Origin of the sequence: Pontivivens nitratireducens (assembly GCF_011290545.1) — a bacterium.
GTDB lineage: Bacteria > Pseudomonadota > Alphaproteobacteria > Rhodobacterales > Rhodobacteraceae > Pontivivens > Pontivivens nitratireducens.
In genome coordinates, this window is record NZ_CP049811.1 from 2986593 (window position 1) to 3007961 (window position 21369).

Annotated in this window: 15 protein-coding genes; 5 read left to right on the forward strand and 10 right to left on the reverse strand. The window is 65.7% G+C overall.

Features of this window, described 5'->3' with window-relative positions; translation table 11 throughout:
- Positions 1–59 precede the first annotated feature (59 nt).
- The 9 genes from addA to hemA form a co-directional block, all read right to left on the reverse strand.
- Positions 60–3362 (reverse strand): double-strand break repair helicase AddA, encoded by a 3303-nt coding sequence (gene addA, locus G8E03_RS14725; RefSeq protein ID WP_166193582.1) that lies wholly within the window; start codon positions 3360–3362, stop codon positions 60–62.
- Complete coding sequence (addB, locus tag G8E03_RS14730; RefSeq protein WP_166193585.1) at positions 3359–6319, reverse strand: double-strand break repair protein AddB; 2961 nt, start codon at positions 6317–6319, stop codon at positions 3359–3361. Before addB ends, addA begins: the two co-directional genes overlap by 4 nt.
- The gene (locus G8E03_RS14735; protein WP_166193588.1) at positions 6319–7023 is read right to left on the reverse strand and encodes a nucleotidyltransferase family protein; all 705 of its coding nucleotides are present in this window, start codon (positions 7021–7023) and stop codon (positions 6319–6321) included. Before G8E03_RS14735 ends, addB begins: the two co-directional genes overlap by 1 nt.
- The gene (locus tag G8E03_RS14740; protein WP_166193591.1) at positions 7020–8006 is read right to left on the reverse strand and encodes an aminoglycoside phosphotransferase family protein; all 987 of its coding nucleotides are present in this window, start codon (positions 8004–8006) and stop codon (positions 7020–7022) included. The genes G8E03_RS14735 and G8E03_RS14740 overlap by 4 nt, the downstream gene beginning before the upstream one ends.
- On the reverse strand, positions 8003–8473 hold the full coding sequence (gene tsaE / locus G8E03_RS14745; protein WP_166193594.1) for a tRNA (adenosine(37)-N6)-threonylcarbamoyltransferase complex ATPase subunit type 1 TsaE: 471 nt from the start codon (positions 8471–8473) through the stop codon (positions 8003–8005). Before tsaE ends, G8E03_RS14740 begins: the two co-directional genes overlap by 4 nt.
- A 39-nt stretch (positions 8474–8512) precedes the next feature.
- Complete coding sequence (locus tag G8E03_RS14750) at positions 8513–10459, reverse strand: PAS-domain containing protein (RefSeq protein ID WP_166193597.1); 1947 nt, start codon at positions 10457–10459, stop codon at positions 8513–8515.
- 56 nt (positions 10460–10515) lie between these two features.
- On the reverse strand, positions 10516–11946 hold the full coding sequence (gene regB, locus G8E03_RS14755) for a sensor histidine kinase RegB (protein ID WP_166193600.1): 1431 nt from the start codon (positions 11944–11946) through the stop codon (positions 10516–10518).
- Positions 11947–12000: 54 nt separating this feature from the next.
- The gene (locus G8E03_RS14760; protein ID WP_166193603.1) at positions 12001–12399 is read right to left on the reverse strand and encodes a c-type cytochrome; all 399 of its coding nucleotides are present in this window, start codon (positions 12397–12399) and stop codon (positions 12001–12003) included.
- A gap of 138 nt (positions 12400–12537) precedes the next feature.
- A complete protein-coding gene (hemA, locus tag G8E03_RS14765) occupies positions 12538–13755 on the reverse strand; it encodes a 5-aminolevulinate synthase (protein WP_166193606.1) in 1218 nt (405 codons plus the stop codon).
- A gap of 312 nt (positions 13756–14067) precedes the next feature.
- Between hemA and hemE the strand changes: the two genes are divergently transcribed.
- Together hemE and G8E03_RS14775 are read left to right on the forward strand one after the other, a co-directional pair.
- Positions 14068–15096 (forward strand): uroporphyrinogen decarboxylase, encoded by a 1029-nt coding sequence (gene hemE, locus G8E03_RS14770; RefSeq protein WP_166193609.1) that lies wholly within the window; start codon positions 14068–14070, stop codon positions 15094–15096.
- 73 nt (positions 15097–15169) lie between these two features.
- Complete coding sequence (locus G8E03_RS14775) at positions 15170–16669, forward strand: YifB family Mg chelatase-like AAA ATPase (protein WP_166193612.1); 1500 nt, start codon at positions 15170–15172, stop codon at positions 16667–16669.
- Between the two features lie 9 nt (positions 16670–16678).
- Here G8E03_RS14775 and G8E03_RS14780 read toward each other — a convergent pair whose 3' ends face one another.
- Complete coding sequence (locus G8E03_RS14780) at positions 16679–18877, reverse strand: primosomal protein N' (RefSeq protein WP_166193615.1); 2199 nt, start codon at positions 18875–18877, stop codon at positions 16679–16681.
- 138 nt (positions 18878–19015) lie between these two features.
- Here G8E03_RS14780 and fsa point away from each other — a divergent pair, with 138 nt between their 5' ends.
- The 3 genes from fsa to G8E03_RS14795 are packed head-to-tail and all read left to right on the forward strand — an operon-like array spanning position 19016 to position 21286.
- On the forward strand, positions 19016–19669 hold the full coding sequence (fsa, locus tag G8E03_RS14785; protein WP_166193618.1) for a fructose-6-phosphate aldolase: 654 nt from the start codon (positions 19016–19018) through the stop codon (positions 19667–19669).
- A 1-nt stretch (position 19670) separates the two neighbouring features.
- Positions 19671–20351: a DUF484 family protein gene (locus tag G8E03_RS14790; protein WP_166193621.1), complete on the forward strand. Its 681-nt coding sequence runs from the start codon at positions 19671–19673 to the stop codon at positions 20349–20351.
- A 32-nt stretch (positions 20352–20383) separates the two neighbouring features.
- Positions 20384–21286, forward strand: coding sequence for a tyrosine recombinase XerC (locus G8E03_RS14795; protein WP_166193624.1), 903 nt, complete (start codon positions 20384–20386; stop codon positions 21284–21286).
- The last annotated feature ends 83 nt before the right edge of the window (positions 21287–21369 follow it).

Below are 21369 nucleotides of genomic sequence, written 5' to 3' on the forward strand. Positions count from 1 at the left end.
GGATATATTGTGGACTTACGAATGATGGAAACCACACCTAGGGTCGCGCGCGGGGTCGGTCAAGAGAGGCCCGCGCGAAGCAATGCCGCGCTCACGATCTCTTGCGGCAGCACGTCCATACGCGCGACCGCCGTCCAGACAATCGCGACATCTATCTGTTTGCCGGGAAAACCGGGTGCCAGCACCGCGCGGTACACTGCCATCTGGCGCAACAGGGCCTCGGATGTCTGGTCGGGTCGGTCCGGGACGACGCGGTTCGACTTGAAATCCACGATGAGGATCCGGTCCCCCTCGCGCACGATCCTGTCCACACGACCGAATACGGGGCGTCCGCCCAGATTGCCGGAAATCGGAACCTCGCTCAACGCATCGGGCCCGAACAGAGGGGCAAGCGCAGGGCTTTCGCGCAGGTTCCGAACCTCCCGCGCGACTTCGTCCTGCATGTCGGAGGGCAATCGGGCCAGCAAATCGCCTGCTGCCAGATCGTCGACGCCGCGCGGCAGATCGAGCAGCGCGTGGATGACATCGCCGCGCAGCAGGGCGCGGGCGGTTTCCTCCCCCTCACCGGGCAGAGCGTGGGCCCCCTCCATTTTTGAAGGTGAAATCAGGCGATCCTCAACCGGGGCCGGTACAAGGCCCCAGTCGGGGGCGATAACCTTCGGTCGAGCGACTGGAACAACAGCAGGCGACGCGGTGCCCGTGAGCCAGCGGCTTTCCAGTCGCAGCATGGCCCCTTCCATCCCGTCTGGGGCCACATGGTGCGCGGCCGTCAGATCCTGCATTCCCTGCTCGACCATTTCGTACCATGCCGGATTGTCCTTCGAGCCGAGAGTTCCGGCCCCCGCCACGATCAGCCAATACTCCGCCCGGGTCAGTGCGACGTAGAGCAGCCGTTCCTGTTCCCTGTCGTCACGCGCCTTGTGGGCGGTGACGGCCTCGGCCTCCAGATCGCTGTTGGGGCTGGCCTGCCAGATGGATGCCTTTTTGTCGCGCGGCAGGACCGGGGGGGCGCTCTTGCGATTGCGCTGCGCGGTGTCGGGCAGGATGACGACGGGCGCCTCCAACCCCTTGGCACCGTGGATGGTCATCACACGCACCGCATCGCCGCCCTGCCCCAGCTCCCGCTTGATGTCGAGGCTGTCAGGTTCCAGCCAGTCGAGAAAGCCCGTCAGGGTCGGCGGTTCCGTCCGCTCATAGGCCAGCGCCTGAGCCAGCAATTCGTCCAACCCCTCCGCCGCGGGGGGGCCCAGCCGAGCGATGAAGCGCCGCCGTCCGTCGCGCCGGGTCAGGATACGGTCGAGGAATTCGAACGGCCGTGTAAAGTCGCCATCGTCGCGGATCTCCTGAAGGATGCGCGCCGCGTCCGAATGGCGCGGGTCGTCCTGCAACCGTGCCAGCAGCCGCGTTCTGCCCCGCCCGTGGGCCAGGCGGAACAGCGCGTCCTCATCCACGTCGAACAGCGGGGAGCGCAGGGCAGCGGCCAGCGACAGATCGTCGTCGGGCGTGACGGCGAAGTGCATCAGCGCCAGCAGGTCCCTGACGGCAAGCTCCCCCCCCAGCTTGACCCGGTCGGCCCCGGCGACGGGAACGCCATGTTCCTTCAGATGACCGATCAGACCGTGAAACAATGGGCCCCGGCTGCGCAGCAAAATGAGAATATCACCCGCCGCAAGAGGGCGCGGGCCGTCCTCACCGGGGATCTGCGTACCGCTGTCCAGCATGCGCGCAACCTCCGCCGCGATGTGACGGGCAAGTTGCAGATCGGCCCGGTTGGAGGGAGGCGTATCCACCGGCAGCCACCACAGGGCTTCGTTCGTGTCCTTCTCCGTTTCCAGAAAGGGCCACAGATCGACGCGCCCCGGCTTCGCATCGTCGAAGGCGGCGTGGGCGACCTTGTCGTCCACGCCACCCCGGTGCGCCGGGGCGAAAACCTCATCCACCAGCGACAGGATCGGCGCGGCGGATCGGAACGAAACGTCGAGCGCGACCTCACCGAACGGTTTGCCGGCATTGCCCAGCCGGTTGCGGAATTTCTCGCGCATATCCTTGAACTCGTCAGGCTGCGCCCCCTGAAAGGAATAGATCGACTGTTTTTCATCACCGACCACGAACAGGGTACGTTCATCACGCTCCACACCCTGCCCGGCATAGAATTCCGGGGTCAGCGCCTCGATCACGTCCCACTGACGGGGGGACGTGTCCTGCGCCTCATCCACCAGGATATGGTCGATCCCTCCGTCCAGCTTGTACAGGACCCAGGGCGCCATGTCCGACTCCCGCAACAGATCGCGGGTGCGCAGGATCAGATCCTCGAAATCGAGCATCCCCTGCCCCGCCTTCGCCGCGTCGTAGCGTTCCAGAAAAACGGCGGCGAAATCGTGCAGCGCCTGCGTCCGCTCCAGCACGGCGCGGGCGATGCGGTCGGTGCGCGCGGCCTCCACCGCTATAGCCAAATCGTTGAGCGCCTCGACATCGGCTGGGTCGAGCGTTGCGACCACCTGCTTGGTCGCGAACTTGTCGATCTTGGCCAGATGATCGCGTTTCTCCGTTTTCTTGTCGTATAGCAGGAAGCTTTCCGCCTGCTCGGCGGTCAGGGTCGTCAGGGTGCTCAGCACCTTGGGCAGTTGCTTGTTCTTCTCATTCGGCGTTCCGGCGGCCCTCATCGCGTGGGCCAGACGGTCGAGCAGATCACGCTCCTCCGCTCCGAAAACCTGCGGTACGGGATCGTCCGCGCGGATCCCCAGATCCGCCTCAAGTTTCGCCCGGTCAAAAGGGGTGGCGAAGGCGTCGCGCTGGCTGAGGATCGCGTTCAGCAGGCCCTCCGGCCCGTCACCGGGACAATGCGCGGCCATCGCGGCAAAGACGTCCGGCGCGGCCACGGCGATCTCGTCCATCAGATCGGCGCGCAAGGCCAGCGTGGCGCGGTCGTCCATCTCACGGAAACCGGGGCTGATTCCGGCCTCCATCGGGAAGCGTCGCAGGATCGTGCCGCAAAAGGCGTGGATGGTCTGGATCTTCAACTCACCCGGCGTTTCCAGCGCGTCCGCGAACAGACGGCGGGCCACGGCCAGATCGACGTCGCCCGATTCCTCCAACTGCGCAAGCTCGGCGCGCAATTCCGCGTCTGGCATCATCGACCACGCGCCCAGCCGCCTGAACAAGCGGTTCTTCATCTCCGCCGCTGCGGCCTTGGTATAGGTCAGGCACAGGATGCGCTGCGGGCTGGCGCCGTGCAGCAGCAACCGCGCCACACGGTCGGTCAGGACGCGGGTCTTGCCCGACCCGGCATTGGCCCCCACCCAGGCGGACCCGGCGGGCGAAGAGGCGCGGTTCTGCGCCCGGCTGGCATCGCTCAACATCATCGTCCGACCTCCTGCACCTGTGCCTCGTCACCATCCTCCCACTCCCCCATACGTGAGAGGTGGTCATAGTCCGAGGCATAGGTGAGGTGCGAGGGCTGCTGCCGGGCGGGATATCCGCGCGCCGCGCTCTCATAGCTCGCGATCAGTTCCGCGAACCGTTGCCAGGCATCGCGCGTGCGGTCGTCCGTCTCATCCACCGGCTGAATCCTGGCACTGGCCCCCATGCCGATATATTCGAGGCGTGAAACCTCCGCCGGTTCGATATCCCTGAACCCGCCATCCCGTGCGATCTCCGCTTGAAGCGGCAGTTGCAGGGCGTATGTGCGAATCTGGTCCGGGGTGGGGGGGGTGCCGGACTTGTAGTCGTAGATCCGAAGCGTGCCGTCATGCGCGCGGTCGATCCGGTCCGCCTTGGCCGTCAGAACGAATGGCGGGGCGACCAAGGTGCGCTGGCCTTCGACTTCGCGCGCCAGGGGGGTGGCATCGACCTGTCGGGCGATCTCACGCTCCACCAGAACCGGGGCCACGCGCATCAGACGCGCGCGCCACAAAGCGCGGGTCGCGGGCCACGGAACCAGTTCGGCCAGCACGTCGGTCGCGGTTTGCGCGAACAGATCCAGCGCCTCGGCCCCTTGGGCGCCCTGCAATGCCGGAACGAACCGTTCCATGACCTTGTGCAGCACGGTTCCGCGTTCACGGTCGTCCGCCTCACGCCCCGGCAGATCCAGCGCCCGCAGACCGAGGATATAGCGGGCATAGGTGGCATAGGGGTCACGGATCAGGGTCTCGACACCCGTCACCGGCAGCTTTCGCGGACGCGCGGCGACCGGCGGCGCGGGCATCGGGCGCGGCGCGGGGGGCAGCGGCGCGGCAGGCGCCTCCACCGCGCGGGCGATGTCGAGATATACTTCACCACGGGCCTGCATCGCGTCCAGCGCGGCCACGCCCTCCTCACCCAAGCCGGCGATCAGGTTGGTCAGGCGGATCATCCAGCGGCTTGCCACAGTGGGCGCGCCGCCCGCACGCGCGGCGCGGCTGAGGATCACCTGCGGCGCATTGATCGCGTTTTGAAAATCATGCGCGGCCAGCCCCGTGTCCCGCTCGGGCATGGGCAGGCCCAGATTGTCGCGCATCTTGCGGCTGAGCCAAGGGTCCGGCGCGGGGCGTTCGGGCCAGACGCCCTCATTCAGACCGCCGAGGATCGTGATATCGGCACGGGTCATCCGGGCCTCAAGCGCGCCAAGGATCAGAACCCCGGGATGCGGCAGGAACGCGGCACTGCGCACCTGCGCGGCAATCAGCTCATCCTCCACCAGACGCATCGTGTCGGTCAGCGTCAGCCCCGTCATCGCGTCGGCGGCAGCGTCCAACCGATCCAGAAGGGCCGTTGCGGCGAGGCCGGTTTCCTCCCTCCAGATCTCCGGGTCGTCATCGTCCAGCCCGCGCGACAGACGGTCCGCGACACCGCGCAAAACCCTCAAGGCCAGCGCAGGCTCGACATCCTGCGTCAGCCTAGAAAGCGGGGCGAAGCAATCCGCCAGCCACGCCACCCACGCGGTCGCGCCATCGTCGTTTTGTCGGTCTGCCGCCCAGCCCGCAATGCGATCCCAGTCGGTTTGCGGGGTGGCGAGGACATCGCGCCCGGTCTGCAAGCCGATGACGCGGCGCAGATGCAGCCGCCGCGATTGCTTCGCACCGCCGACCAGCGGGTGCTTGAGCAAGGCGATCAGCGCGGCGGGGGCGGGAACTGTGCCGCTGATGTTCAGCAGCATCCGCAACAGGACACCCGGAGGTGTCAGATGCAGCGGTCGCCCCGCACTGTCATCGGGGATCAGACGCCAGCGGTCCAGCGCGGCGGCCACCCGGCGCGACAGGTCGCGGTCGGGTGTGATGAGCGCGACAGTCTTGCCGTGCTCAACCGCATCGCGCATCGCGCAGGCGATGGCGGCGGCTTCCTCCCGCTCGGCCGGGGCCTCGATCAGGGTCAGGCCTTCTGTCGCCTCCCCCACTTCGACATGTCGGGCTGGTGCCTCGGCCAGCCAGCTGTCCGTCACGGGCGCCGGGCGCAGCGCGAGCGAGACGAGCCGCCCCCGCGCCGTGGACCCGTGCGCAGACGTCCAACTGGGCAAATCCGCCATGTCCAGCCCCATCGCGCGACCAACCTGCGCAAGCCCAGCCTGCGGGTGATCCGGCGTTAACGAAGGTTTGTCAGTCTTCTGCCACAGCATCTCAGGCAGATCGGGATCATAGCCCGGCAGGATCACCGCCCCCTGCGGGAGACCCGCGACCAGCCGCATCAACCGCCGCATCCAGGGCCGCGATCCGGTTGAGCCGGCGAGGATCAGCGGATGATCCGGCGGCGACCGGGTCCACTCGGCCTCCAACGCCGCGACCTGGGTGATGCGCACCACCTCCGGGTCCTGACGGCCCGGTTCGGTCTGTTCCAGCACGTCCGGCCACAATGTCCACAGCAAGCGCATGAACCGCGCCGAAATCTGCCAATGTTTCGATACATCGTCGAGGTTCAACCCCTCCAGCCGATCCGGCGCGACCCCCTCCGCCTGCAACGTATCGAGCAAATCGAGCAGCCGGTCCGCCAGATCGAACACCGCAGCGCGCGGCGCCAGCCCCGGCTCCTGCGCGATCAGCCCGGCAATCAGCCTGGCGACGTGCACCTTACGTCGCAGCGGGTCCACCGCCACGGAAAGGCCGGATTGCGTCAGCAGCGCCTCCGCCCCGTCGATCCGGGGCATCATGCCCGCGAACCGCGCGTCGCGCGCCATCCGATCCTGCAAAACCCGCTGCGCCCGGCGGGTATTGAGGCGGACCTCCACCCCCGCGCGGGCGAACGGATCGAGTCCGGCCATCCGCATGTTCAACCCGTCCAGCAGCACCGCCGCGAAGTCGGCTCCGACGGGAACGGTGAACACGCGCAAATTCTCGGTCGGATCGAACATCAGCCCTCCCCCAGAAATACGGATTCGGCAGCCGTAAGTCCCTGCGGCGTGCCCACGTCGATCCATGGCCGGTCGCAGACCGCACCGAACAGCGTGCCTGCCGCGTTCATTTCATTCCACAGAATGTTCAGCGAGAATTTGCCCGGCTTCATCCGCGCCAGACGGTCAGTGCGCAGGATCTGCCAACCGGAATAAACGTAGGCCGCGTGCGGTGCATCCCCGCGACGGATCAACTGACCGTCTGCCATCATGTCGAAATCGCCTGTTCCCGAATAGGCCCTGCACCGGGCCACAGGCACCATCACCAACAGTGCCTCCATCCCGTCGCGCCAGTTCTGATCGAGAATGCCGAGCGGATCCGCGTCTCCTGCCCACATGGCATCCGGATTCACGCTGAGAACGCGCCGGTCGAGATGGGGCAGCGCCGCCAGCATACCGCCCCCCGTCTCCAAAATCTCCGGCTCGTGCGTTAGGTGCAGTGAGGGGACAGTGCGAGAGGCGAGCGCATCCGCGATCTGATGCGCCTGATAGTGCGTGTTGACCACCGCGCGCGCAATTCCCCCCGCGACCAGCCGGTCAAGCGCGTGATCCAGCAAGGTTTTCCCGCCGACCTTCAGCAGCGGCTTGGGCGTGTCACGCGTCAACGCGCCCATGCGGGTTCCAAACCCGGCCGCGAAGACCATGGCCACGTCCGGCAAGCTCATCGGGCGGCCCCGATGCGGGCCTGCACATCCGCATCGGGCGGCGGAACGTTGGCATCGACCCACGCGTGCAGATCAGCCAGCGTGGGATGACGCAGATCGCGTTGCAGATGTGCCCAGACGCGCGACATCAGGTTCAGATAGCCAGGCTTGCCATCCCGCATCGACAGACGGGCGAAGATGCCCAGGATCTTGATGTTGCGCTGCGCCCCATAGGTTGCATAGGCCGCCGCGAAGGTATCGGGATCCGTCCCCGTCGCCTGCACAAACCGCGCGATCATCGCGGATCGCAGCGCCGGGCTGGTATCGCGGCGCGCGTCCTCCAGCAATGAGACCAGATCATAGGCCGGGTGCCCCGCCAGCGCATCCTGATAGTCCAGCAGACCGACCCGCGCCGTGCCCTGCCGCTGAGGCAGCCAGATCAGGTTTTCGGCGTGAAAATCGCGCAGGACCACCACGTTGGCGTCCAGCCAGGGCGCGCAGGCAGCGTGGATCAGGGCGTCCAACTCCGCCTCATCCCCCGTTCCACCGGCACCGGGAATATACCACTGGGTCAGCAGCCGGGCCTCTCGACAACAGGTCGCCGCGTCATAACGCGGCAGGCTGGCCGGGGCCGGCGATGCCTGCAACTCAACCAGCATATCGACCGCCGCCGCGTAGAGCGTGACCTCATCCTGTTGCGCGACGGCCCGCGCAAACAGATCGTCGCCCAGGTCTTCGAGCAGCAGGAAGCCGTTTTCGGGATCGGATGCAATAATCTCGGGCGCGCTGAAGCAGCGGTCGCGCAACAGTCGGGTCACTTGGACGAAAGGCGCGGTATCCTCGCCCCTTTCACGCGGTGCATCCATCAGGACAGCGGCGCGTTCACCCTGCACCCGCAGATAGCGCCGGTTCGAGGCGTCGCCCGCCAATGGGTCGAGCCTCGCATCCCCCCACCCGATATCGGTCAGAAATCTCCGGATCAGCCTGTGGCGGTTGTTCGTCATGACAGCCCCTCGGACATGCGTTTCCAGTCTCCTCCGACCAGTTGGACGACCGCTTCACGTCCCTCACCCGATTGCGCCAGAGTGATGGCCATGTGGCGGGCCGGCGTCAGGCTTCCCAGACGTTCGGGCCATTCGATCAGGGTTATCGCGTCTTCCAGCGCAGTGTCGAGGCCAAGTTCCATCAGCTCCTCAGGCTCTCCCAATCGGTAGAGATCCATGTGCCAGATCGTCCTGTCGCCTGCGTCGTAGCCTTGCATCAGCGTATAGGTCGGTGAGGGGACCTCCTGCGCATCATGTGTCAGCGCCCGGATGGCCGCGCGCGCGAAATGCGTCTTTCCCGCCCCGATCGGCCCGGCCAGCAAGATGCAATCGGCAGGTCCGAGCAGAGTCGCCACCCGACGCGCGAACATGTCTGTCGCGGCAGGGTCCGGCAGATGAAAACGAAAGGAATGAGGATCGTCCGACATAGCCACGATCTAGCAGAGGAGCGGTCCGACAGGAACAGCCTAACTTGCGCCCGCACCCCTCGTCAGAACAGGCTGGTCCGCGTCCTGCACGTTCAGTGCATCGCACGGGATACGCGCGGTTATGGTGAACCGGGCACCGTTTTCGACCGTCACCTCGCCCCGCACATCCGAAAGATAGCGCCGAAGCAGGGAAATCGGCAGCGTGCCGTCGATCGTCGACTCATCATTCGCGCCCTCGCCGCTCAAAGTCAGCAATGCATCCCCGTTTTGGCGACTGAGCGTGAATGTGGCGCCCTGCCCCGGTGGCACGATATCCACGGCGGCGAGAAGCATGTTGTAGCCGGCCCGGCGGATCAGGTCCTGTTGCGTGCACGGCAGATCACCCGCGCCGCGATCCACCAGCGCGATGGAGATATCGGCAGGCTCGGTCACGCTGCGGCCCTGCTCCAACGTGAGATCGACGGCCTCCCGCAATGTCTTCACCGCAGTCGCGCGTATGCTTTCGGTGGGCAGGAAGGACAGCAGGGTTCCGCCACCAGGCAGCGGGTTGAGTTCGAGCACGCTCAGCACGTTCCCGTTGCGGGTCAGAGGAACCGTGATCGGCGTCCGCTCCGTCTGGTTGAGGCGACCGACCACGTAACTGAGCACCCGATCCCAGATCGGGGCGGGGCCGAAAGCCTGCCGACATTGGCGCAGAACCTCGTGAACCGCGCCCGCCGTGGACAGATCCTCACGTTCGGAGCGCACGCCCGTCAGCTTGGAAAACCCCGTGCTGACAAATCCCGCCGCGCCGCTGATGTCGAAGATCAGATGCGTCCCCGGACGCGATTCCAAGGCGGCGGCACGCAAGGTCATCCCCTCACGGAACTGTTGCTCCAACGTCACGGCGGGGGTGATATCCTCCAACAAGAAGGCGACCGCGCCCTGCGGATGCGGGCGCCCGACCACGCGCAGCGTTCGGCCGGATGGTTGCACCCACAACTCCGCAAATTCCTGCGTGCCACCATCGCGCCCCAGCGAGATCAACTGCTCGCTCCACTGCCGAAAATCCTTTTGGTCAGGCAGGGTACGTCTTTCGCGCAGGCGATTGAGAAACCCGCTCAATGTCGGGCGCCCGGCCAGCCAAGCGGGATCGAGCCGCAGCAGATCGGCAAGCGCCGGGTTGAACAGACCCAGTTCGCGGTCACGGTCGAAAATCGCAAGTCCGATCGGTAGATGCGCAAAGGTTTCCGTCAACGTTTCGACAAATCGTCCCAGCGCCGCCTCAGCCCGCATGATTCGCTCCGCGGCGAGGGCATATCCAAGAATGATCCCATCCTGCGCAGGGACCAGCGTGACGTCGAACCACAATGGCAGCGTTATGGTATCAGTCTGAATCGATATCCTGTGCTGTACCGGAACATCGCTCGCCTTCAGCCGCTGCGCCTTCGCGGCGAGCAGCGCGGGCACCTCGGCCGGCATTCCCCTGCGTCGCATCGCGTCCGCGTTCGACCACAGGATTTCACCCTGCCCGTCCATGCGCCATTGCAGGTAGGGTGCGTGTTCCAGCAAATCCGATTGCCGCGCGGCCAGATCGGCGGCAGCCACGGCGGCACCCTGTCTGGCCAGAGCGCGATGTTCGTTCACAGAGGCATCTATGACAGAAACATATGCCTGCGCCCCGCGCACGAAGCCCGAGATGTCCAGATACACATCGCCGCCGTCGCCACAGATCAGTTCGAAACCGACCCCGTCGGCAAGCAAACGCGAAGTCGCCCGCAGCAGCTCAGCCTGCGATTCGGGGTGCATGTTGCGTGCATAGTCCTGAACCGTGACGACAGCGCCGCCCCCGACCAGCCCGCGCCGCGTCAACCGGTACAGCGTTTCACGCCCGGCCACAGCGACATCGGACGTGTCGCTGCGCACGAAGCGCCACACGATCAGGGCGAGAGCCAGAGATGCGGTCAGAGCAGCGGCAAGAAGACCCGGACCGGGCGAGAACGGCATGAAACGGCTCCGATTGATACGAGCCGTCAGCTTGCGCGGTGAGCCTTAACGAAGCGTTAAGGATGATCTGGATCGTTGCGGCTGTTCTGCCCCAGCGCCGCGCGTGAAGGGTCCGTCAGCGGTGCGATCATGTCGCGCGGCCACACCACATCGACCAGCGCGCCCGGCGCGCGTGCGAAGGTCGCACTTCCGACCTCGGCCCGTCGGCGCCCCGGCTCCGTAGCGTTGGTGAAGGTCAGGACAGCGCCGGATCGCTCCAGCAAGGTCTTGGCGATGAACAAACCCAGGCCCATCCCCTCATATCCCGGGCGCAGGGGATTACGACGTCTTCGGCGGGCCAGAAACGGATCGCCCAGCCGCCCGATGATGTCTTCGGGATAACCGGGGCCATCGTCGCCAATCGCGATCCGCAACCGCTCCAGATCCCATGTCGCGTCGATCCAGACCGTGGAATGCGCGAAATCCACCGCGTTCTGGATCAGGTTGCGCAGGCCGTGCACCACTTCTGGCGTGCGAATGGTTCCGGGTTGGTCGATGACGCGCGATGTATCGGTCTGCCCGTCCAGCCGGACGATCACCTGCTTGCCGCGGTTCACATGCGGTTCTGCCGCCTCGTCGATCAAGGCTTCCAGCGGTACGTAATGCAGATGCAGGTCGTCCTTCCCGGCCCGCCCCATATCCGCCAGGATCACCCGGCACCGGTCGGCCTGTTCGCGGATCAGATGTGCATCCTCGACCAGTTGCGGATCCGCATCCGGCAACAGGGCCAGATCCTCCGCCAGTTCCCCTGCCGCCAGCTTGATCGTGGCGAGGGGCGTGCCCAGTTCGTGCGCCGCCGCCGCCACGACCCCCCCGAGGGAGGAAAGCCGCTGTTCGCGCGACAGGGCCATTTGCGTCGCCACCAGTGCCTCGGACATTGCCGCATTGTCGCCTGTCACCTTGGCCGCGTAGATTCCGAAAAACAGCGTGAAGATCGACATCGCGAGCCACATCCCGAAGATATAAATATCCGGCAGATCAAATGCCTGCACGCCCGCGACCGTCAGCGGTCTGTACCAGAACATCAAAAGCGAGGTGAGCGCGATCGCCACCCCGCCCAGAAACGTGGTTTGCCGCACCGGCAGAGCCGTCGCCGCGATCACCACGGGCCCCACGATCAGAACCACGAATGGATTGGTCAAGCCGCCTGTCAGATGCAGCATCAGGGCAAGCTGGAACAGATCGAACAACAGGATGCCGGCGATATATTCCGCCGACAGCCGCTTGTTTTCCGGCAGCACGATCGCACCGCCCAGATTGACGGCGACCGACAGCAGCACCACCGCAAGGCACAACGCCAGCGGCAGGTCGATGCCCAGCGCGAATTGTGCAAACAAAACGGCCATGAACTGCCCGCCGATCGCGGCCCATCGTAGGCCGAGCACCGTGCGCAATCGCAGCCAGTCGTTACCAGTCTGGGGTGTGTCGGGGAACAGCCAGTCTTTCATCTGAGATGGCCGTCCAGGTGCTCAAAGGACATGTCAATCCACCTCGCGCGGGGTCTACCGGACAGAGGCGAGGAACGCCGCCACCTCCGCCTGACCGGTTCGCGTGCGATAGGACATGCGCGAACGGACGGAGTCGTCACCGGTGAAATCCTGCAGGAACGCGGTCGGGTTCGAAATAAACTCCGCCAGGTTCGCCTGCGTCCAGACCAGCCCGGCATCCCGTGCGGCGACCGTTCCCGGACTGTAATTGAAGTCGGGTTGGTACCCCGCCGGCTGTCCAATGATACCATAGAGGTTGGGGCCCGTGCGACCCCGGCCCGCGATGTTCCTACCATCAGGCGCGGTGACGACGTGACAGGACTTGCACTGATCGAACGCCGATACGTCCTGTGCCGACACCGGCGCCGCCAGCATCGTCGCTGCCATTACTGCGTAAAGCATGATCGTCTTCATCGTGTATCCTCCAAGCGGTACAGAGAACCTATATATGCTTCACGAGGTTTGCATATAACCATTGCGCGAGCGGCAACGGCCCAAGCCGTCGCAACCCCGAGGATGCGACGTGTCAGAATAACAGGGAAACGGGTGGTGCTATGCTGCGGCCCGCGCCAGGGCGCATTGGCTCCACAATGCGTGCAGCGCAGTCACAAGAGCGTCGATATCGGAATCGTCGTGCAGAGGCGACGGGGTGAAGCGCAGGCGCTCCGTCCCCTTGGGAACCGTCGGGTAGTTGATCGGCTGCACGTAGATGCCGTGATCCTGCATCAGGATATCGGCCAGCATCTTGCACTTCACCGGGTCCTTCACCATGACGGGCACGATATGCGATGGATTGTCCAGATGAGGTATGCCCGCGCGATCCAGTGCCGCGCGCAAGCGGGCGACCTGACGTTGCTGGCGGGTGCGCAGGGCGACGCCCTCCTCACCCTTGAGGGTCTGAATCGACGCGACCGCCCCGGCCGCCACCGCAGGGGGCAGCGCCGTCGTGAAGATGAATCCCGAAGCGAAGGAGCGGATGAAGTCCACCAATTCGACCGAGCCGGTGATATATCCGCCGACCACGCCGAACGCCTTGCCCAGTGTGCCCTCGATCAGGGTGACGCGGTCCGACAGGCCCTCACGCTCCGCTATGCCGCCGCCGCGTTTGCCGTAGAGGCCCACGGCGTGCACCTCATCCAGATAGGTCATCGCGCCGAACTGTTCGGCCACGTCGAGGATTTCGCCGATGGGGGCGATATCGCCGTCCATGGAATAGACGCTCTCGAATGCCACAACCTTGGGCGCATCGGGGTCCAGATCGGCAAGCTTGCGCTCCAGATCGCGCGGATCGTTATGCGCCCAGATCCGCTTCTCGCAGCGGGCGTGGCGAATACCCTCGATCATGCTGGCATGGTTGAACGCATCCGACAGGATCGTACACCCGGGAAGCCGCGCGCCGAGCGTGCCCAGCGCCGCCCAGTTCGAGACATAGCCCGATGTGAACAGCAAAGCACCGTCCTTGCCATGCAGATCGGCCAGTTCCCGTTCCAGCAGAACGTGACTGTGATTTGTGCCCGAGATGTTGCGCGTGCCCCCGGCACCCGCGCCGCATTGGTCGATTGCGGCGTGCATGGCGGCGATCACCTCGGGGTGCTGGCCCATGCCCAGATAGTCGTTGCCGCACCACACCGTGACCTCGTCCGCGCCGGCGCCGTGGTTCTTCGCCCTTGGATAGGCGCCTCGGTGGCGCTCCAACTCGGCGAAGACACGATAGTTGCCGTCTGACTTGAGCGCGTCGAGTTGCGTGCGAAATAGCTGGTCGTAATCCATGGTCCGTCTCGTCCCTTGCGGCGCCGCCAAGCCCGACACCCTTTGTCATTCGGTGGTCTAGGGGAATTTACGCTTCGTGAAAAGCGCCCCGATGCCGCATCTGTTCCTTTTCACTGCGCCACCTGGCACTGCGCGGTCAAGGTTTAGAGTAGTTTGAAACCAGACGTATTGATCTGGATCTAATTGGACAAACGTCGTGACGCGACGTCCCGCATGGGGCGTCTGGTCGCGCCGGTGCCGCCAAGTTGGGGGTGGACCCTCTATCAGCGCTGCTCCATATCTGACGCTGATTTTCACCGATGGAGCGCCGAAATGACCGAAAAACCACTGCTTCGTGCGCTCAAGGGCGAAACCCTGCCGGTGCCGCCGGTCTGGATGATGCGACAGGCGGGGCGTTATTTGCCCGAATACCGCTCGACGCGGGCACAGGCGGGCAGCTTTCTCGATCTGTGCTACAATCCCGAACTCGCCGCCGAGGTCACGTTGCAACCCTTGCGGCGCTATTCCTTCGACGCGGCGATCCTGTTCGCGGACATTCTGCTGGTGCCGCAGGCGCTGGGGGCGGATCTGACCTTTGTTCAGGGTGAGGGGCCGCGCCTGTCCACCATTACCCGCGCCGCCGATCTGGCCAAGCTGGGTCCGGTGGAGGATATCGACGAGGTCCTTTCCCCGATTTACGAGACGGTGAAGCTGCTGCGCCGCGAACTGCCCGCCGACGTGCCGCTGATCGGCTTTGCAGGGGCGCCGTGGACCGTCGCGACCTACATGATCGCGGGCAAGGGCACCCCGGATCAGGCCCCCGCGCGGCGGATGATGTACGGCGATCCCGCCACGTTCGAGGCGCTGCTGGACCGGATCACCGAGGCGACGATCCACTATCTGCTGCAACAGATCGACGCGGGCGCCGAGGTGGTGAAGCTGTTCGACAGCTGGGCCGGCGCGCTGCCCGGTCCGGTCTTCGCGAAATACGCCATAGCCCCGGCCAAGCGCATCGTGGACTCGATTCGCGCGAAACATCCCGACGTGCCGATCATCGGCTTTCCCCGCATGGCGGGCGGCAACTACCTGCCCTATGTGCAGGCGACGGGCGTGCAATGCGTGGCGCTGGATACCTCCGTCGATCCCGCCTGGGCCGCGCGTGAATTGCAGCCGCATACCTGTGTGCAGGGCAATTTGGATCCGCTGTTGCTGGTTCAGGGCGGCGATGCATTGACCAAGGCGGCCAAGGCCGTGGTCAAGGGATTCTCGGGCGGGCCGCATATCTTCAACTTGGGGCATGGCATCACGCCGGATGCGGATCCGGACAATGTGCACCGTATGCTGGAGGCCGTGCGCGGCTGAACTGCCCGAAGGGTTTCGTTAACCCCTCCTTAACCATGAGGGAACGATCCTGCCCCGGAACGGGAGGATCAGCATGGTCGCGCGCGCCTACACAGTCGCCTTTCACGGGGTGGAGGCTCGTCGCGTCGAGGTGCAATGCGCCCTGAGCTCCGGCCTGCCTGCCTTCCATCTCGTCGGTCTGCCGGATAAGGCGGTGAGCGAGGCGAAGGAGCGTGTGCGCGCCGCGATGACCTCCATGGGGCTGGCGATGCCGTCAAAGCGGATCACCGTGAACCTGTCCCCAGCCGATCTGCCGAAGGAAGGTCCGCATTTCGACCTGCCCATCGCCCTGAGCCTGCTGGCCGCGATGGACGTGATTCCGCAGGACGCGGTGGAGGGGTTTCTGGCGATGGGGGAACTTTCGCTCGACGGCTCCACCGTGCCAGTCATCGGCGCGCTGCCTGCGGCCATGGCCGCGGCGGAGGCGGAATGCGGGCTGATCTGTCCCGAGGCCTGCGGGGCGGAGGCCGCGTGGGTCGGCGCGGTGCAGGTGCTGGCCACGCCATCCCTGCTCGCAATCGTGAACCATTTCAACGGGCGCGCGATCCTGCCCGCGGCGCAGGCCGGCATGATTTCGGATCGCGGCGTTGTGGCGGACATGGCCGATGTGAAGGGGCAGGAGCGGGCGAAGCGTGCGCTGGAAATCGCCGCAGCCGGGCGGCACCACATGATCATGGTCGGGGAACCGGGATCGGGTAAATCCATGCTCGCCGCGCGTCTGCCCGGCATCCTGCCCGATCTGACCCCGGCGGAGGCGCTGGACACCTCGATGATCCTGTCGCTCGCCGGTCAGATCGAGGAGGGCGGAATCTCGCGCCGCCGCCCGTTCCGCACCCCGCATCACACCGCGTCCATGGCCGCCATCGTTGGCGGCGGCAGGCGTGCCGGTCCGGGGGAGATCAGTCTGGCCCATAACGGTGTGCTGTTCATGGACGAGTTCCCGGAATTTCCGCGTCAGGTTCTCGAAACCCTGCGCCAGCCCATCGAGACCGGCGACGTGGTCGTCGCCCGCGCAAACGCACATGCCAGATATCCCTGCCGGTTCATGCTGGTGGCCGCCGCCAACCCGTGCCGCTGCGGCTATCTGCCGGATCCGTCCCGCGCGTGTTCCAAGGCGCCGGTCTGCGGGCAGGACTATCTGGGCCGCATCTCCGGCCCGCTGATGGATCGGTTTGACATCCGCATTGACGTGTCCCCGGTGGCGGTTGGTGATCTGTCGGACAGCACGCCGGGGGAAAGCAGCGCCGCCGTCGCCGCCCGCATCACCGCCGCACGACAGGTTCAGGCCGCCCGCTTCGCGAATCTGGACGCCACCACCAATGCCGATGCGGAGGGCGATTTGCTTGACCGGATCGCCACGCCCGACGCGGCGGGCAAGGAATTGCTGACCCGCGTCGCGGACAAGCATCGGCTGACCGCGCGTGGCTATCACCGTATCCTGCGCGTGGCGCGTACCATCGCGGATTTGTCCGGGGTGGAGGTCGTCGGGCGGGACCACGTGGCGGAGGCCGTCGCCTACAGGCTGGCGATTTGAGGCACCGGCTTAGAAGAAGCTCTGCGGGTCGATATCTATCGCGATCCGGTAGTTGGGGCGCGGCACCACGCCCTCCACCCACCGGGCCAGAACGGATTGCAAGGGCAACCCCTTGGGCGCCTTGACCAGCAACCGGACCCGGGTTCGACCACGGATTCGCGCGACCGGCGCGGGGGCGGGGCCGAACAGTTGCGCCCCGGCCTGAGTCAGGACACCCGCGCGGGCGGCGAGCGCGCGGGCCAGATCGAAGGTCTCCCGCTCCTCCGGCCCGCTGACGATGATCCCGGCCATTCGCCCGAACGGGGGGGCACCTGCGGCCTGACGCTCCGCCGCCTCGGCCTGCCAGAACGCTTCCTCATCCCCACCGAGGATCGCCTGGATCACCGGATGCTGGGGCTGATGGCTCTGCACCATGGCCAGACCGGCCTTGTCCGCGCGCCCTGCCCGGCCCGCGACCTGCCGGATCAACTGAAACGTCCGCTCGGCGGCGCGCAGCTCACCCCCCTGCAATCCCAGATCGGCGTCGATCACGCCGACAAGGGTCAACAGCGGGAAGTTGTGCCCCTTGGCGACCATTTGCGTTCCGATGACGATATCCGCGCCCCCATTTGCGATCTCCTCGATGCGTTGCTTCAGGGCGCGCGCGCTCATCGTGATATCGGAGGAGAGAACCGCCATGCGCGCCTCAGGGAAGCGACGCTCGACCTCCTCGGCCAGACGCTCGACCCCCGGGCCCAACGCGGCCATGTGATCGGCACTGCCGCAGGCCGGGCATTCGACAGGGATCGGCTTGGTGGCACCGCACTGATGGCACATCAACCGGTTCAGGAACCTGTGTTCCACCATCCGCGCATCGCAATCGTCGCACCCGATCTGATGCCCGCAGGCGCGGCACAGGGTCAGGGGGGCATAGCCGCGACGGTTGAGAAACAACAGGCTCTGCTCCCCTGCCGCCACGCGCGTGCGCACGGCATCGGCCAGCGGATCGGATATCCACGAGTCGCGTTCCAGCGGATCGACGCGCAGATCCACCGCCCGCATTTCGGGCAGCACCGCAGCGCCGAACCGTTCCGTCAGGTCGAGCCGGGCGTACTTGCCTGCCCGCGCGTTCACCCAGCTCTCCAACGACGGCGTGGCCGAGGCGAGCACCACTTGCGCCCCGCTGAGCGAGGCACGCAACACCGCCATGTCTCGCGCGTTGTACAAGACACCCTCTTCCTGCTTGTAGGAGCTGTCATGTTCCTCATCCACGATGATCAGGCCCAGATCGGTGAATGGCAGGAACAATGCGGACCGGGCCCCCACGACCAGCCGCGCGCGCCCCTCCGCGATGCCGGTCCACGCCCGCCTGCGGCCCGCCTGGGTGACGCCGGAGTGCCACTCGGCCGGGGCCGCGCCGAACCGGGCCTCGACCCGCGCCATGAATTCCCCCGTCAGCGCGATTTCGGGCAGCAGGACAAGAACCTGACGCCCGGTACGCAGGCATTCGGCGGCAGCCTCCAGATAGACCTCCGTCTTGCCCGATCCGGTCACGCCCTTCAGCAATGTGGTGCCATAGGTCCGGCTGCGCACGGCGTCACGCAGCACCGTGCTGGCATGACGCTGATCGGCGGACAGATCCTTGGACGGCAGGTCGGGGTTCAATATCGGGAACGGGGCGTCGCGGGGGGCGGTCTCGCTTTGCAGCACGCCCTGCGCCTCAAGCCCCTTCACAACAGAGGAGGTCACGCCGACCAGTCCGGCCAGCTCCGACGGGGCGAAGCCCATGCCCTCGTGCTCATCGAGAAAAGCAATCACCCGCTCTCGCGCATCGGTCATCCGGGTCGGGCGTTCATCGGTCAGGCGGAGGATGCGCCGCTTGCCCGGTGGATCGCCAAGGCCCGGCACACGGGTCGCCAGACGCAGGATCGCCGTCAGCGGTGTCATCGTATAATCGGCGACGCGGATTATGAATTCGCGCATTGTGCCGCTCATCGGTGGCACGTCGAGCACGGTGCCGATCTCACGTATCTTGCCCGGATCGTAATCGCCGGCACCCGGCCCCCAGACCACCCCCTTGACCCGGCGTGGCCCGAGGGGGACGCTGACGAACGCCCCCACGCGGATGCCGCCGTCGGGCACCCGGTAATCCAGTGTACGGCCCGGCATGTCGGGAGTCAGGACGGAGGCCAGCGCACCTGCCTCCAGAAATTCGATGGGCTCGCTCATGCCTGCCCAGTATCACGGTGCGACGATCAGGCAAACGGTTCACGAACGGCACTTGCGCGATGTCTCACGGGTTGGGTTTGCGTTCCGTTGCGGCTGATGTAAGGTCCGCGCGAAATGACCCTTGCAGGAATATGAGCCATGAAATTCTTCGTCGATACCGCCGATGTCGCAGCGATCTCCGAGCTCAACGATCTGGGCTTCGTGGACGGTGTCACCACAAACCCGTCGCTGATCATGAAATCGGGGCGTGACATCCTCGAAGTCACCAAGGAGATCTGCGATCTGATCGACGGTCCCGTCTCCGCCGAAGTGACTGCGACCGAGGCTGATGACATGATCGCCGAGGGCCGCAAGCTGGCCAAGATCGCGGACAATATCGCGGTGAAGGTGCCGCTGACCTGGGCCGGGCTGAAAACCTGCAAAACGCTGACGGATGAGGGCCGTATGGTCAACGTTACGCTGTGCTTCTCCGCCAATCAGGCGTTGCTGGCGGCAAAGGCGGGGGCGAGCTTCATCTCCCCCTTCATCGGGCGTCTGGACGATATCAACATCGACGGCATCGACCTGATCGCGGATATCCGCACGATCTTTGACAATTACGGCTACGGCACGGAAATTCTGGCCGCGTCCATTCGCACCGTGAACCATGTCAGCGACTGCGCGCGCATCGGTGCCGACGTGATCACCGCCCCACCCGAGGTTCTGAAAAAGCTGGCCTCCCACCCCCTGACCGATGCGGGTCTGGCCAGCTTCATGGCCGATTGGGCGAAAACCGGGCAGAAGATCCTCTGATATGGACCGCGCCGCGATCCGTGACCTGATCCTCGAAGATCCCGCGCTCGTCTTGGATGACGGGGACGTGATGCGCGCCCTCGTCGCGGCACAGGACCATGGCGACGGTCGCATCACCGACTTGCGCGGGGTGCTGGTCGATCGGTTGGAGGGGCGCTTGGGTGAGTTGGAGCAGACGCACCGAACGGTGATCGCCGCCGCCTATGAAAACCTGTCCGGCACGCAGCAGATACACCGCGCCGTGATGGAGATTCTGGCACCGACAGATTTCGCAGGGTTTCTGGCCGCGATGACCGGCCCGGTGGCGGACATCCTGACCGTGGATACCGTGCGCTTGGCGTTGGAATTGTCGCCGGAGGAACGCGCGATCGCGAATGCACGCGGCATTGTCGCGCTGCCGATCGGCGGGGTCGACAGCTATGTCGGTGCCATGCGCGATCGTGATCCCGCCCGCATCACCCTGCGCCCCACCGGGCCGACCGCCACCGCCGTGTTCGAGGAACAGACCCTGCGCATCCGCTCCGAGGCGCTGATGCGTCTGGATTTGGGTGAGGGGCGCCGGGCCGCGATGCTGGTCTTCGGCTCGGGCGATATGGATCGGTTCGCACCGGATCAGGGCACTGATCTGCTGGAGTTCTTCACCGGCTGCTTCGAACGCTCCGTCCGCCGCTGGCTGGCGTGAGCGGGCAACGCTCTTGCGGCACCGATGGCGCGATGGCGCTTCTGTCCCGCTGGATCGATCAGATCGTCCCGGTGCGCGGGCAGTCGCCACGCACGGCCGAAAGTTACCGCCACGACGTCGCGGGCTATCTGGGATTTCTCAACCTGCATCGGGGCGCACCTGTCGGTCGGAACGGGCTGGGTGAGGTAACATCCCCCGAAATGCGCGCATGGATCGCCCATTTGCGCGCCGAGGGTTTGTCGGCACGGTCCGCCGCACGCGCCCTGTCCGCGGTAAAGAGCTTCCACCGCTGGCTGGCGGAGGTCGAAAACCTCGACGCGACGGCGGTCATGGCCACCCGTGCGCCCCGGATCAAGTCCGGCCTGCCCCGCCCTCTCAGCACGGAGGCGGCCCGCGCGGTGATCGCGGACACGCGGCCCGCTCATGTCAAACCCTGGATTGCCGCGCGCGATACGGCCGTGCTGACATTGCTCTACGCCTGCGGACTGCGGATATCCGAGGCGCTGGGCCTGTCGCAATCCGATGCCCCCTTGGGCGACTCGGTCCGCATCATCGGCAAGGGGAACAAGGAACGGCAGGTTCCCGTCCTGCCTGTCGCGCGCGACGCGGTGGAGGCTTACCGCGCGATTTGCCCCCTGCCCGTCACGGCGGATGACGCCCTGTTTCTGGGGGTGAGGGGCGGGCGGCTGTCGAGTTCCGTCGTTCAGAAACGCATGTCCGATCTTCGCATCCAGCTGGGCCTGCCATCCTCCGCCACGCCTCACGCGCTGCGCCATTCATTCGCCACGCATTTGCTGGAGGCCGGCGGGGATCTTCGCGCGATCCAGACCCTGCTCGGCCATGCGTCCCTGTCGAGCACACAGATCTACACCTCGCTGGATCAGACCCGTTTGATGGACATTTATGATGCCGCGAAGAAAAAGCCCGGTGGCTGACCCGGCGCTTAACTGCGAAATCGGGCGTCGGACCTTTGCCGAATCGTGCACCCAACCCGTCCTGCGAGGGATATAACTGCCGC

What these genes read in the sequence shown, in the direction of transcription:
- G8E03_RS14760 (WP_166193603.1), bottom strand. Translation starts at nt 12,399, where the DNA reads ATGAAGACGATCATGCTTTACGCAGTAATGGCAGCGACGATGCTGGCG.
- G8E03_RS14780 (WP_166193615.1), bottom strand. Translation starts at nt 18,877, where the DNA reads ATGAGCGAGCCCATCGAATTTCTGGAGGCAGGTGCGCTGGCCTCCGTC.
- G8E03_RS14790 (WP_166193621.1), top strand. Translation starts at nt 19,671, where the DNA reads ATGGACCGCGCCGCGATCCGTGACCTGATCCTCGAAGATCCCGCGCTC.
- tsaE (WP_166193594.1), bottom strand. Translation starts at nt 8,473, where the DNA reads ATGTCGGACGATCCTCATTCCTTTCGTTTTCATCTGCCGGACCCTGCC.
- G8E03_RS14750 (WP_166193597.1), bottom strand. Translation starts at nt 10,459, where the DNA reads ATGCCGTTCTCGCCCGGTCCGGGTCTTCTTGCCGCTGCTCTGACCGCA.
- G8E03_RS14740 (WP_166193591.1), bottom strand. Translation starts at nt 8,006, where the DNA reads ATGACGAACAACCGCCACAGGCTGATCCGGAGATTTCTGACCGATATC.
- G8E03_RS14735 (WP_166193588.1), bottom strand. Translation starts at nt 7,023, where the DNA reads ATGAGCTTGCCGGACGTGGCCATGGTCTTCGCGGCCGGGTTTGGAACC.
- fsa (WP_166193618.1), top strand. Translation starts at nt 19,016, where the DNA reads ATGAAATTCTTCGTCGATACCGCCGATGTCGCAGCGATCTCCGAGCTC.
- regB (WP_166193600.1), bottom strand. Translation starts at nt 11,946, where the DNA reads ATGAAAGACTGGCTGTTCCCCGACACACCCCAGACTGGTAACGACTGG.
- G8E03_RS14775 (WP_166193612.1), top strand. Translation starts at nt 15,170, where the DNA reads ATGGTCGCGCGCGCCTACACAGTCGCCTTTCACGGGGTGGAGGCTCGT.
- addB (WP_166193585.1), bottom strand. Translation starts at nt 6,319, where the DNA reads ATGTTCGATCCGACCGAGAATTTGCGCGTGTTCACCGTTCCCGTCGGA.
- G8E03_RS14795 (WP_166193624.1), top strand. Translation starts at nt 20,384, where the DNA reads ATGGCGCTTCTGTCCCGCTGGATCGATCAGATCGTCCCGGTGCGCGGG.
- addA (WP_166193582.1), bottom strand. Translation starts at nt 3,362, where the DNA reads ATGATGTTGAGCGATGCCAGCCGGGCGCAGAACCGCGCCTCTTCGCCC.
- hemA (WP_166193606.1), bottom strand. Translation starts at nt 13,755, where the DNA reads ATGGATTACGACCAGCTATTTCGCACGCAACTCGACGCGCTCAAGTCA.
- hemE (WP_166193609.1), top strand. Translation starts at nt 14,068, where the DNA reads ATGACCGAAAAACCACTGCTTCGTGCGCTCAAGGGCGAAACCCTGCCG.